Below are 11,863 nucleotides of genomic sequence, written 5' to 3'. Positions count from 1 at the left end.
GGTCTGCCCTGGTCATGGCGGCCTCGGACTGTGCGCGGGCAGCATCGCTGCGGGCATCGGCGGCGATCGCGCGCAGCTCGGCCAGTTCGGTGCTGCGTGCGGCGGCGGTCGCGGCGTCCTTGCTGGCCAGCATCGCCCTGCTCACCAGGGCGCCCAGCGCCGCACCGATCAGCAGTGCCACCACCAGCAACAACAGTCCCATCGCATCCATGGCGCACACTCTGCTACAGCGCACTGACATTTCTGGTCGACCACCCGCCGAGCCGACTGGATTAGCCTGTCTGCATGCCCGAAGCCGCCCGCACCGCAGACCTGATGCACTTCCTGGACGCCAGCCCCACCTCGTACCACGCGGTGGCCGAACTGGCCCGCCGGCTGGAGGCGGCCGGGTTCACCGCCCTGGTGGGCGGCGAGGTCTGGGGTCAGCTGCCGAACCAGGGTTTCACCACCCGCGACGGCGCCCTGATCGCGTGGCGGACCCCGGCCGTGTGGAGCCGCCAGCCCGGGCTGCGGATCTTCGCCGCCCACAGCGACTCGCCGGCGCTGAAGCTCAAACCGCATGGCCTGCACGAGCGGTTCGGCTACCAGATGGCGAACGTCGAGGTGTACGGCGGGCCGCTGCTGCCGACCTGGTTCGACCGTGACCTCTCGGTGGCCGGTCGGATCGTCGATCTCGCCGGAACCAGCCACCTGGTGCACGCCAACGCGGTGGCCAGGGTGCCCAGCCTGGCGATCCACCTGGATCGCTCCCAGAACAGCGAACTGCGGGTCGAGGCGCAGCGCGACCTTGTGGCGCTGCTGGGCCTGGCGTCGTCCGAACCCGACCTGGCGACCCACCTCGCCGACCTGGTTGGGCTCGACCCGAACCAGGTGGGCGGCCACGACCTGTTCCTGGTCGCTGACCAGCCGGCCACCCGGGTCGGCACCAGTGGCGAACTGCTGGCGTCCGCCCGCCTGGACAACCTGCTGTCGGTGCACAGCGGGCTCAGCGCATTCCTCGCCGCCGAGGCGACCGATGACGTCCAGCTGCTGGTGGTCCACGACCACGAGGAGGTCGGCTCGCACACCGCCAGCGGCGCGTCCGGCCCGTTCGCCGAGCACCTGCTGCGCCGGTTGAGTCAGGCCGGCGGGTTCAGCCAGGATGCCCACCACGCCTGGCTGGACCGGGGCTGGTGCCTGTCGGCCGACGTCACCCATGCGGTGCACCCCAATCGTCCTGACCGCCACGACCCCACCACCCGGCCGGTGCTTGGCGGGGGTCCGGTGCTGAAGTGGAGCGCCGCCATGCGCTACGGCACCGACGCAACCACGATGGCCTGCTGGGCCAGAGCCTGTCGGGCCGCCGGGGTCGAGCACCAAGTCTTCGTGAACAACAACTCGGTGCCGGGCGGGGCCAGCCTCGGCCCGCTGGCGGCCACCCGGCTGGGCATCCGCACGGTGGACGCCGGGGTCGCCGTGCTGGGCATGCACTCCATCCGGGAGCTGTGCGCGGTGGCCGACCCAGCTGCGTTCGCCGCTGTGGCAAGGGCTTTCCTGGCTGGCGAGTAGGCTCGCCGCGTCAGGTCAGGCGGCCGCCAGCACCGCGACCAGGACGATCAGAACCATCAGCAGGATGTACAGAGTGCACAACACCGAGCCGACGACGCCGAGGATCCAGCCCGCATTCAGCGCGGCGGAGTCACGATAGGCGCTCGGATCGGCACGGACCTCCGCCCGCCCCTTGCGACCCAGCCAGAGCGCGCCGAACGCCAGCGGCGGGAAGGCCACCAGGCCCAGCACGCCAAGTACCAACGTGGTGGTCGCCTGGGGGTGCACCGGCGGCCCGCCGTAGTGGGCGGGCTGGGAGAAGTGGTCGACCGGGACCAGGTTCGACGGTTCCGGGGGCTGCGCGTAGTCGAACGAGCGCTGTCCGTGGGCGTCATCCAACGGACCGGGCCCCGGATGGTAGGGCCGAGGATCGGCCGACGATCGGTCGTCGGATCCGGGATCCGGCGTCGGGAAGGGATTGTTGGTCACGGTTCCGGCTCTCGTTCGCGATACTTCGGTCACTCCCATCTTCCACCCGAGGCAGCCGGCGGGGCCAGCGTTCGGCGGGCTGGCTTGGCAACGGCCGGGCGGCCGGTCCGCGATAGGCTGTCACCTCGTGGCACTCACCATCGGAATCGTCGGGCTCCCGAACGCGGGCAAGTCCACCCTGTTCAACGCGTTGACCCGCAACACGGTGCTGGCCGCGAACTACCCGTTCGCGACCATCGAGCCCAACGTCGGGGTGGTGGGCGTCCCGGACGCCCGGCTGCCGGTGCTGGCCGAGATCTACTCCTCCGAACGAATGGTGCCGGCGACGGTGAGCTTCGTCGACATCGCCGGCATCGTCAAGGGCGCCTCCCAGGGTGAGGGAATGGGCAACGCGTTCCTGGCCCACATCCGCGAGGCCGACGCAATCTGCCAGGTCACCCGAGTTTTCGCCGACGATGACGTCACCCACGTGGACGGGCGGGTGAACCCGACGTCCGACATCGACACCATTCGCACCGAGCTGATCCTGGCCGACCTGCAAACCCTCGAGAAGGCGCTGCCGCGGCTGGAGAAGGAGGCCCGGATCAAGAAGGAGTCCCGGCCCAGGTACGAGGCCTGGCTCGCTGCCCGTGACGTCCTCGATTCCGGGACCGGGGTCCACCAGGCCGGGCTCGACCTGGAGCCGCTGCGCGACCTGTTCCTGCTGACTGCCAAGCCTTACATTTACGTCTTCAATCTCGATCAGGACCAGCTGGCCGACGAAGCGCTCAAGGCTGGGCTCGCCGCGGGCGTGGCACCGGCCGAGGCGATCTTCCTGGACGCCAAATTCGAATCCGAGCTGGTGGAAATGGATGCAGACGAGGGCCGCGAGTTCCTGACCGAGGCCGGCGTCGACGAGCCGGGCCTGGACCAGCTGGCCCGGGTCGGCTACGCCACGCTGGGATTGCAGAGCTTCCTGACCGCCGGCCCGAAGGAGGCCCGCGCCTGGACGATCAGGAAGGGCGCCACCGCACCCGAGGCCGCCGGCGTGATCCACACCGACTTCCAGAAGGGCTTCATCAAGGCTCAGATCGTCAACTTCGACGACCTGGTCGAACTGGGATCGGAGGCCGCGGTCAAGGCAGCCGGCAAGATGCGTCTGGAGGGCAAGGACTACGTCATGCAGGACGGCGACGTGGTGGAGTTCCGGTTCAGCCTGTAGCGCGGGTGCTACGATATTCGCATGACTGCTGGTGCGCCGCAGGAAGAGAGCCTCTCGCAGCGCCAGTTGCGCAACGAGTCTGGGCGTGTGCTCCGGGCTGTCGGCGAGGGACGTTCCTTCGTCCTGACCAATCGCGGGGTCCCTGTTGGTCGCATCGTGCCTCTTGATGCCCCGGCTGCCACGTTGCCGATCGTGCGGCCTGCGAAGCGTCTCGGTGGTTGGGCGGCGCTGAAGCCGCAGGAGACTGACAGCGACCGCCCGATGACTCAGATCCTCGATGAGTTGCGTGAGGATCGCGTGTGAGCGACGGTCCGCTCGTCTATGTCGACACGTCGGCGCTTGGCGCGCTCCTGGTAGCGCAGGCAGAGACTCAGGCGCTGGTGGACTGGCTCGATCAGGCGCAAGTTAGGCTCGTCTCGAGCGATTTGCTCGAGACCGAACTGCGACGTATGGCGGTACGGGAAGGGCGGGATCAGGCGAAGGTCAGTGCGATCCTCGACGGCGTGTCGCTTGCGGCGCTTGACAGAGCCACGTTCCGGTCAGCAGGACTCTTACCGATGCCCTATCTGCGTACTCTCGATGCCCTGCACCTGGAGGCGGCCATGCGCCTGGATGTCCATGCCGTTGTCACCTACGACCTGCGGCTTGGCGACGCGGCGAGGGCGGCAGGTCTCGAAGTGATTGCTCCCGGCTCGGTCGGCAACTCTTAAGTTGTCGAGATGGTTGTCAATGTCACTGGCGCTGCGGAGGCATACTGATCCGGCTCAGGAGAGGTTACCCCGTACCTGGGTGTTTGGGCTCGCGGGCTTCGCTCCGCTGAGCGCGACCAGAAGAGGAGCTGTGAGGGGTACCCGATGTCTGCCGACGACTATCGTCGGAGCATGACTGCCACCACACAGGCCAGCGCCCAGTCCGACCTGGTCATCGCGGGACTCGACCGACTGGTGGCCACATCTGGGTCGGCTGGGGTCAGCACGATCATCAAGCCGTTCGACGGCACCGTGCTGGGCGAGTTGCCCAAGTCGTCGGTCGCCGATGTCGAGGCCGCCTTCACCCGCGCCCGGGCCGCCCAACAGCACTGGGTACGAACCCCGATGCGCACCCGAACGCGGGTGCTCACGCAGTTCACCGACCTGGTGCTCAAGCACGACTCCGAACTGCTCGACCTCATTCAGCTCGAAACCGGCAAGTCCCGGCACAGCGCCTTCGAGGAGATCGCCGACATCGTGCTGTGGACCAGCCACCTCGCCCAGCGCGGCCCGGCAGTGCTGGCCGAGCGGCGGCATCGCGGAGCGCTTCCGCTGCTCACCCAGACCCGCGAGGTCCGCGTCCCCAAGGGGGTGGTCGGTGTCATCACGCCATGGAACTACCCGCTGACCCTGCCGGTCACCGATTCCCTGCCCGCCCTGCTGGCCGGGAACGGGGTCGTCTGCAAACCGGATTCGCAAACCCCGTTCTGCGCGCTGCGGGTGCTCGACCTGCTGCTTCAGGCCGGCCTGCCACGCGACCTGCTGCAGGTGGTGGTCGGTTCGGGACGCGAGATCGGCAGCGCCGTCATCAACCGGGCCGACTACATCATGTTCACCGGCTCGACCGCGACCGGACGCACCATCGCCACCCAGTGCGCTCAACGGCTGATCGGTTTCTCCGGCGAGCTCGGTGGCAAGAACCCGCTGCTCGTCCTCGCCGACGCCGACATCGAACGGGCCGCCGCCGGTGCGCTGCATGCCTGCTTCTCCAACTCCGGCCAGCTCTGCATCGCCACCGAGCGCATCTACGTCCACCAGGCGGTCTGGGACGAGTTCAAGGCCGCCTTCCTCGACCGCGTCGCCGAGATGCAACTGGCCGCCGGCCTTGGCTGGGACGCCGACATGGGTTCGCTGATCAGCCAGTCTCAGTTGGAGGCGGTCACCGAGCACGTCGCCGACGCCAGGGCGAAGGGCGTCACCGTGCTGGCCGGCGGGCGTCCGCGTCCCGACCTCGGCCCGTACTTCTTCGAGCCCACCGTGCTCACCGATGTCACACCCGGGATGAAGGCCTACCGGGAGGAGACCTTCGGTCCGGTCGTCAGCCTGTACCGGGTCGCCAGCGACGACAAGGCGGTGGAACTGGCCAACGACACCGACTACGGACTCAACGCGGCGGTCTGGTCGCGCCGCAACGGGGAGCGGGTCGCCCGCCAACTGCAGGCCGGCACCGTCAACATCAACGAGGGCTACGCAGCCACCTGGGGATCGTTCCGGGCCCCGATGGGTGGCATGAAGCAGTCCGGCCTCGGCCGCCGGCACGGCGCCGAGGGCGTCCTGAAGTACACCGAGGCCCAGACCATCGCCCGACAGCGCGTCGTCCGGATCGGCGGCTTCGAGCAGGTCGCCAACCGGCGCTGGGCCACCCTGATGTCGGCGGGCATCCGCGTGCTCCGGCACTTCATGTAGACCAACACCTCACGGGACTCCGCAGGGACGCGGCCGGGGTCCGGACAAGCCGCGTTGAGCCCGGAGCGGCGCTCGGGGCGGGCCAGGCGCGAATAGGGTTGGAGCCATGACTGGAACGATGAAGGCTGTAGCCGCTTTCGGCCCCGATCCCGAAGACCTGCGTGACGTCGACCTGCCGCTGCCGCTGGCAGGGCCACACGACCTCGTGGTGGAGGTGCGGGCGGTCTCGGTCAACCCTGTCGACTTCAAGCAGCGCAGCCGGGTGGCGGCGTCCGATGAACCGCGGGTGCTCGGCTTCGACGGGGCCGGCATCGTTCGGCAGGTGGGTTCGGAGGTCAACCTGTTCAGCCCGGGTGACGAGGTCTGGTACGCCGGTGACGTGACCCGGCCGGGCACCAACAGCGCCTACCACGTGGTGGACGAGCGGATCGTCGGCAACAAGCCGAGCAACCTCGGATTCGCCGAGGCCGCCAGCCTGCCGCTGACCGCGATCACCGCCTGGGAGGCGCTGCTCGACCGGCTGCTGGTCGGGCCGGGGGAGCGCGGCACCCTGCTGGTGATCGGTGGCGCGGGTGGGGTCGGTTCGATCATGATCCAGTTGGCCCGCGCGCTGACCGAACTGACCGTGATCGCCACGGCGTCCCGAGCCGAATCGCGGGAGTGGGCGACCAGGATGGGCGCCCAGCACGTCATCGATCATGGCCGGCCGCTGGCCGAACAGGTCAGGGATATCTTCTCCGGCGGGGTCGACCGGGTCTTCTCTGCCTACACCCAGGGACGCGAGGCCGACATCGCCGAGGTGCTGCGCCCGCAGGGCAGGCTGGCGCTGATCGACGCGCCGCAGCCGTTCGACCTGCTGGCGTTCAAGCCCAAGTCGATCTCGGTGCACTGGGAGTACATGTTCACCCGCTCGAGCTACCACACCCCGGACATGATCGCCCAGCACGACCTGCTGGACAACGTCGCCGCGCTGGTGGACGCCGGGCGGATCCGGCACACGATGGTCAAGAAGCTGGTGGGCATCAACGCCGACAACCTGCGGCAGGCCCATCAGGAGGTCGCCGAGGGTCGGACGATCGGCAAGATCGTGATCAGCCGGGACTGAACCGCGTCGGGCCGCAGGTGGTGCCACCCGCGGGACTGCCCCCCGAGTCGGGCCGCGGCCACGAACTGGGTGCCCGTTGATGCTCCTACCGCGGGTTGGCCTTGCTGATCGCCTCCCACAGCCCGAGCAGGTAGGCGATGCCGAGTGCCCGGTCGTGCAGACCGTAGCCGGGCCGACGCCGCTCACCCCAGATGTCACGGCCGTGGTCTGGCCGCGCGTAGCCGTCGAAGCCGGCCTCGTAGAACGCCCGCACCACCTCGTACATGTCGAGCGACCCATAGCCGGACGGGTGCGCCGACTCGTAGAAGTCGACCTCGGAGGTGAACTTGATGTTGCGGATCTGCGCGAAGGGCACCTTGTCCCGTCCGACGAACTCGCGGATGATCGCGGTCAGGTCGTTCTGCCGGTTCTCGCCCAGCGATCCGGTGCACAGCGTGAACCCGTTGTACGGCGAGTCGTGGAAGCTCTCGATCCGCCGCATGTCCTCGACGTTCTTGACGATGCGAGGCAGCCCGAACAGCGACTTCGGCGGGTCGTCGGGGTGGACCGCCATCTTCACGTCGTACTGCTCGCAGGTCGGCATGATCGCCTGGATGAAGTACTTGAAGTTCTCGGCCAGGCCGTCCTCGCCCAGCGGAGCATAGGCCTCCAGCAACTCCGAAAGGAAAGCGAGCCGTTCCAGCTCCCAGCCGGGCAGCCGGTAGCCGCCGGACGCCGCCTGCATCCGTTCCATGGTTTCCTGCGCGGTGCCCTGGACCTCGGCGTCGGTGTAGGCCATCACGAACGAGCCATCCTCGAGCTCGTGGTGCAGGTCGGTGCGGATCCAGTCGAAGACCGGCATGAAGTTGTAGCAGATCACCTTCACCCCGACCTGGGCGAGATTCTTGATGGTTGCGATGTAGTTCTCGATGGCCCAGTCCCGCCGGGGACCGCCGATCTTGATGTCGTCGTGGATGTTGACGCTCTCGATTACCTCGAGGTTCAGCCCGACCGCGTTGATCTGGTCACGCAGCTCGGTGATCGCCTCCAGCGGCCACTCCTCGCCCACCGGGACGTCGAACAGGGCACCCACCACGTGGGTGACGCCGGGAACCTGTCGGATGTACTCCAGCGGGATGGTGTCATCGGCCTGGCCGAACCAGCGCATGCCCATCTTCATGATCAGTCCTCCTGATCCATTCGATTCATGGAAAGAGTTTCGCTGGGGCGGGCACTCGCGCGCCCGCCCCACCGAGTGGGTCAGCCGCCCAGCCAGCCCAGCGGCACCATGATCAGCGGCGGGAAGACCGCCAGCAGGAAGACCAGCGCCGATTGGGCGATGAAGTAGGGGATGACCGGCGGAATGATCTCGTCCATCTTCACCTTGCCGGTGGCGCAGGCCACGTTCAGCACCGGACCCACCGGTGGTGAGGTCAGACCCAGCACGTTGGCCAGGATGAACACGATGCCGAAGTAGATCAGGTCGATCCCGGCGGCGTTCAGTACCGGCACCACGATCGGGGTCAGGATCAGGATCGTGGGCACCACGTCCATCGCCAGGCCGACGATGAGCACCACGACCATCAGCACGACCATCAGCATCGTCGGGCGTTCCACCAGCGGTTCGAGGATATTGATCACGATCTTGGGCAGCCCGGAGATGGTCATGAAGTAGCCGGCCACCTGGGCGGTCGCGGCCAGGAACATGACCACCGCCGACATCTTGGCGCCCGAGACCAGGCCGGTGAAGATGGCCTTTATGTTGAGTTCTCGGTAGACGATCGTACCCACCAGCAGCGCGTAGACGACCGCCACCACACCGGCCTCGGTGGCGGTGAACACCCCGCCACGCAGGCCGACCAGGATGATGATCGGTAACAGCAGCGCCCACAGGCCGTCGGTGAAGATCTTCAGGCCTTCGCGCAGGGTTGGTCTGGGTTCGTCGGACTTGATGTTGTCCTTGCGGCTGATGATGAACCAGATGATGCACATCACCGCGGTCAGGTAGAACGCCGGCGCGATCCCGCCCAGGAACAGCGACTTGATCGACACCCCGGCCGCGACGCCGTAGACGATGAACGGTACCGACGGCGGCATGATCGGCGAGACCAGGTTGGAGCTGGCGACCAGGCCGGCCGACCGGGCCCGGTCGTAGCCCGACCTGGCCATCATCGGGATCAGGATCGCGCCCAGCGCAGCGGTGGACGCCACGGCCGAGCCGACCAGGCTGGCGAACATCAGGCAGGCGAAGATCGTCACGTAGCCCAGGCCGCCACGGACGCGTCCGACGAAGATGTTGGCGAACTTGATGATGCGGGTGGTCAGGCCGCCACGGTTCATCAGCTCACCGGCCAGGACGAAGAACGGCAGGGCCATCATCGACACCGAGTCGGTGCCGCGCATGAGTTGGGCGGAGATGATCGCCGGGTTGGTTGAGGTCCCGCCCATGTGCAGGCCGGTGGCCACCGAGCAGAACAGCAGCGCGAAGGCGATCGGTACCCCGATGGCGATCGCCCCCACCAGGTAGACCAGGAACAGTGTCAGGAGCAGCATTTCCGTGGCCTCACTCGATCGCAAACTCTTCGTCAGGGGCGTCCTTCGGTGCCATCAGGCCCAGGACCGGCTCCTTGTTGACGAGCATTCGGTAGATGTTGGACAGCGCCAGCAGGATGATCGCCACGCCGGTGACCACCCCGATGCCGCTGATCAGGAAGAGGGGATAGCCGGTGGCGACCCACCGGTCGTTGAGGCCTTGGCGGGCCAGCGAGAAGCTGCCCGTCGCGAGCAGAGCCATCATCCAGATCACGATGCCCTGGATGGCGAAGTAGAGGACCTTCTGGGCCCGCTGCCCGACCCGTTCGACCAGCAACTCCACGCCCAGGTGGCGGTTGTCACGGAAGGCGTCGATGGTGCCCAGGTAGACCAGGTAGATGAAGCAGATCCGGGCCACTTCCTCCGACCAGGCGAAGCCGGTGCTGAACACGAACCTCAGCACCACGTTGGTGAAGGTGAGGACGATCATCACGGCCAGGAAGATCGCGATCAGGATCTGGATGCCCCGGAAGAGCTTGTCCATTGCCGATGTCATGGTTGTTCCTTTTCAGCGAAAGGGCCCTGCGGTCAGCCGACCGCAGGACCCCCCCGCTGGGTCAGTTGACTGCGCGGATCTTGTCGGTGAGCTCCTGGGCCCAGTCGTTGTCGGCCAGCAGCTGGTCGACGACCGGCTGGGTCATCTCGATCATCTGCTCGCGGTCGGCCTCGCTCGGCGCGGTGACGGTCAGGCCCTCGTCGATCAGGAACTGGCGGTCCTCGTCGATGCTGGCGATGTAGTCGTCCCACGCCTGCTCGGAAGCGGCCTTGGCGGCGTCCCGGATGATGGTCTGCTGCTCCTCGGTCAGCCCGGACAGGAAGGCTTCGTTCACGATGATCTCGAGGGTCGCGATGATGTGGTTGGTCTCGTAGACGTATTGCTGAACCTCGTACAGACCCTCGGAGACCACGGTAACCATGCCGTTGTCCTGGCCGTCGACGACGCCGGTCTCCAGCGCGGTGAACAGCTCGCCCAGCGGGATCACCTGGGCGCTGGCGCCGAGGTTCTCGGCCAGCCCGACGTGGATCGGGTTGCTCGGCATCCGGAACTTCTGACCGGCGAAGTCAGCCGGCGACTCCAGCGGCTTGTTGCTGGTGAAGGTGCGGGCGGAGTTGGGGCCCCAACCGAGGATTTCGACCTCGGGGGACTTCTCGTGGAACCCGGCGTTGACCTCCTCGGCGACGTCGCCGGTCCACACCGCCTTGGCATGCTCGACGTCGCGGTACAGCCACGGCCAGTCGGAGATCAGCATGGTGCTGTACTCCTGGTTCATCGGGGTGCCGACGACGACGATCTCGATGGTGCCGTTGCGCACACCGGCCCACAGGTCGGCCTCGTTACCGAGGGTGCCCGAGTGGTAGGTCTCGATGGTGATGGATCCGCCGGACTTCTCCTCGACCTCCGCCTTGAAGACCTCGTCGAGAGCGGCGGCCATCGGGTGGGTGGCTGCCCAGTTGTCGGCGACCTTGATCACGACCGAATCGCCACCGCCGGCGCTCGCGTTTCCGCCACCACCGTCCGCAGTGCCCAAGTTGCAGGCGCTCAGGGACAGCGCAGCCGCAGCGGCGATCACCGTCACGATTGCTTTCTTCATTCTTCCTCCCGGATATAGGGTCAGTGCCGCTGCTGGGGCGGCTGCCACAACCAGTTGCACCGGGCTCCTGCCGGTGCGCTGTGCTGCCGCGTGTACGCAGTCCTGAAAGGATCGCGGACGGCTCCGCGGCGTCGTGCCAGCACAGTAGCGCACCGCCTACCGGCCCCATAACAGGGTTCGACCCGCTGAACAACGGTTGCCAGAATTGTTACCGATCCGTGATAACTGGTTTGCCAGGCCGTGGACGCCGCCACCAGATGGCGTGCAGAGTGGAGTCACAGGCCGCGGTGACGGTGGTGGAACGCCGGTAGCAGGGAGGCAACCCGCGATGACGGACTCGATGACGAACCTGGAGAAGGCGGCCCTGCTGAGCGGCCGTAACGTCTGGCAGACCCGCGCGGTGCCCCGCCTCGGCGTCGAGTCGATCTTCCTGGCCGACGGTCCGCACGGGGTGCGCAAGCAGGTCGGTGATGCCGACCACCTCGGCCTCAACCCTTCCTACCCGGCCACCTGCTTCCCGACTGCGGCGACCCTGGCGAACAGTTGGGACACCGAACTGGCCGGCCGGGTGGGCGCGGCGCTGGGTGCAGAGGCGGCCTGGCAGGAGGTCGACGTGCTGCTCGGTCCAGGCCTGAACATGAAGCGCAGCCCGCTGGGCGGACGCAACTTCGAGTGCTACTCAGAGGACCCGTATCTGGCCGGCAAGCTGGCGGCAGCCTACGTCCGGGGCATCCAGTCGGCCGGGGTGGCCGCCACGCCGAAGCACTTCGCCGCCAATAACCAGGAACTGCGCAGGATGGCGTCCGACTCGGTGGTGGACGAGCGGACGCTGCGCGAGATCTACCTGACGGCCTTCGAGATCGTCGTCCGCGAGGCCCAGCCGCGGGCCCTGATGACCAGCTACAACATGGTCAATGGTTGCTACGCCAACGAGAACCACCAC

General features: G+C 67.4%; 13 protein-coding genes. 7 read left to right on the top strand and 6 right to left on the bottom strand.

Annotated elements, in window-relative coordinates:
* Window positions 1-211 (bottom strand): hypothetical protein (locus WBL05_RS10945; protein WP_424225907.1); only part of this gene is annotated, 211 nt, incomplete at its 3' end.
* A gap of 74 nt (window positions 212-285) precedes the next feature.
* Between WBL05_RS10945 and WBL05_RS10940 the strand changes: the two genes are divergently transcribed.
* On the top strand, window positions 286-1,548 hold the full coding sequence (locus WBL05_RS10940) for a M18 family aminopeptidase (protein ID WP_424225905.1): 1,263 nt from the start codon (window positions 286-288) through the stop codon (window positions 1,546-1,548).
* Between the two features lie 15 nt (window positions 1,549-1,563).
* On the opposite strand, the gene WBL05_RS10935 is transcribed toward WBL05_RS10940, so the two are convergent.
* Window positions 1,564-2,016 carry a hypothetical protein gene (locus WBL05_RS10935; RefSeq protein WP_424225903.1) on the bottom strand — a complete coding sequence of 151 codons (453 nt, stop codon included), beginning with the start codon at window positions 2,014-2,016 and terminating at the stop codon, window positions 1,564-1,566.
* Between the two features lie 127 nt (window positions 2,017-2,143).
* Here WBL05_RS10935 and ychF point away from each other — a divergent pair, with 127 nt between their 5' ends.
* The 5 genes from ychF to WBL05_RS10910 all read left to right on the top strand — a co-directional run bounded on the left by ychF (window position 2,144) and on the right by WBL05_RS10910 (window position 6,757).
* Window positions 2,144-3,217, top strand: a complete 1,074-nt coding sequence (gene ychF / locus WBL05_RS10930) for a redox-regulated ATPase YchF (protein ID WP_424225901.1) — start codon at window positions 2,144-2,146, stop codon at window positions 3,215-3,217.
* Between the two features lie 21 nt (window positions 3,218-3,238).
* On the top strand, window positions 3,239-3,520 hold the full coding sequence (locus WBL05_RS10925; protein ID WP_424225899.1) for a type II toxin-antitoxin system Phd/YefM family antitoxin: 282 nt from the start codon (window positions 3,239-3,241) through the stop codon (window positions 3,518-3,520).
* Complete coding sequence (locus tag WBL05_RS10920; protein WP_424225897.1) at window positions 3,517-3,927, top strand: type II toxin-antitoxin system VapC family toxin; 411 nt, start codon at window positions 3,517-3,519, stop codon at window positions 3,925-3,927. Before WBL05_RS10925 ends, WBL05_RS10920 begins: the two co-directional genes overlap by 4 nt.
* A gap of 171 nt (window positions 3,928-4,098) precedes the next feature.
* The gene (locus WBL05_RS10915) at window positions 4,099-5,652 is read left to right on the top strand and encodes a succinic semialdehyde dehydrogenase (protein ID WP_424225895.1); all 1,554 of its coding nucleotides are present in this window, start codon (window positions 4,099-4,101) and stop codon (window positions 5,650-5,652) included.
* Between the two features lie 118 nt (window positions 5,653-5,770).
* Window positions 5,771-6,757, top strand: a complete 987-nt coding sequence (locus WBL05_RS10910) for a zinc-binding alcohol dehydrogenase family protein (protein WP_424225909.1) — start codon at window positions 5,771-5,773, stop codon at window positions 6,755-6,757.
* Window positions 6,758-6,842: 85 nt separating this feature from the next.
* Here WBL05_RS10910 and WBL05_RS10905 read toward each other — a convergent pair whose 3' ends face one another.
* From WBL05_RS10905 to WBL05_RS10890, 4 genes are all read right to left on the bottom strand, one after another.
* Window positions 6,843-7,916: a mannonate dehydratase gene (locus tag WBL05_RS10905; RefSeq protein ID WP_424225893.1), complete on the bottom strand. Its 1,074-nt coding sequence runs from the start codon at window positions 7,914-7,916 to the stop codon at window positions 6,843-6,845.
* 80 nt (window positions 7,917-7,996) lie between these two features.
* Complete coding sequence (locus WBL05_RS10900) at window positions 7,997-9,289, bottom strand: TRAP transporter large permease (RefSeq protein WP_424225891.1); 1,293 nt, start codon at window positions 9,287-9,289, stop codon at window positions 7,997-7,999.
* A gap of 10 nt (window positions 9,290-9,299) precedes the next feature.
* On the bottom strand, window positions 9,300-9,824 hold the full coding sequence (locus WBL05_RS10895) for a TRAP transporter small permease (protein ID WP_424225890.1): 525 nt from the start codon (window positions 9,822-9,824) through the stop codon (window positions 9,300-9,302).
* Window positions 9,825-9,885: 61 nt separating this feature from the next.
* Window positions 9,886-10,920, bottom strand: a complete 1,035-nt coding sequence (locus tag WBL05_RS10890; protein WP_424225889.1) for a TRAP transporter substrate-binding protein — start codon at window positions 10,918-10,920, stop codon at window positions 9,886-9,888.
* Window positions 10,921-11,260: 340 nt separating this feature from the next.
* On the opposite strand from WBL05_RS10890, the gene WBL05_RS10885 reads away from it, so the two are divergent.
* Window positions 11,261-11,863: glycoside hydrolase family 3 protein (locus WBL05_RS10885; RefSeq protein WP_424225887.1), on the top strand; the 603-nt coding region annotated here is incomplete at its 3' end.

The sequence above is a fragment of the Brooklawnia sp. genome, from assembly GCF_049651565.1.
GTDB lineage: Bacteria > Actinomycetota > Actinomycetes > Propionibacteriales > Propionibacteriaceae > Brooklawnia.
Note: the sequence above shows the minus strand (reverse complement) of the source record. Positions and strands in the feature narration are given on the sequence as shown.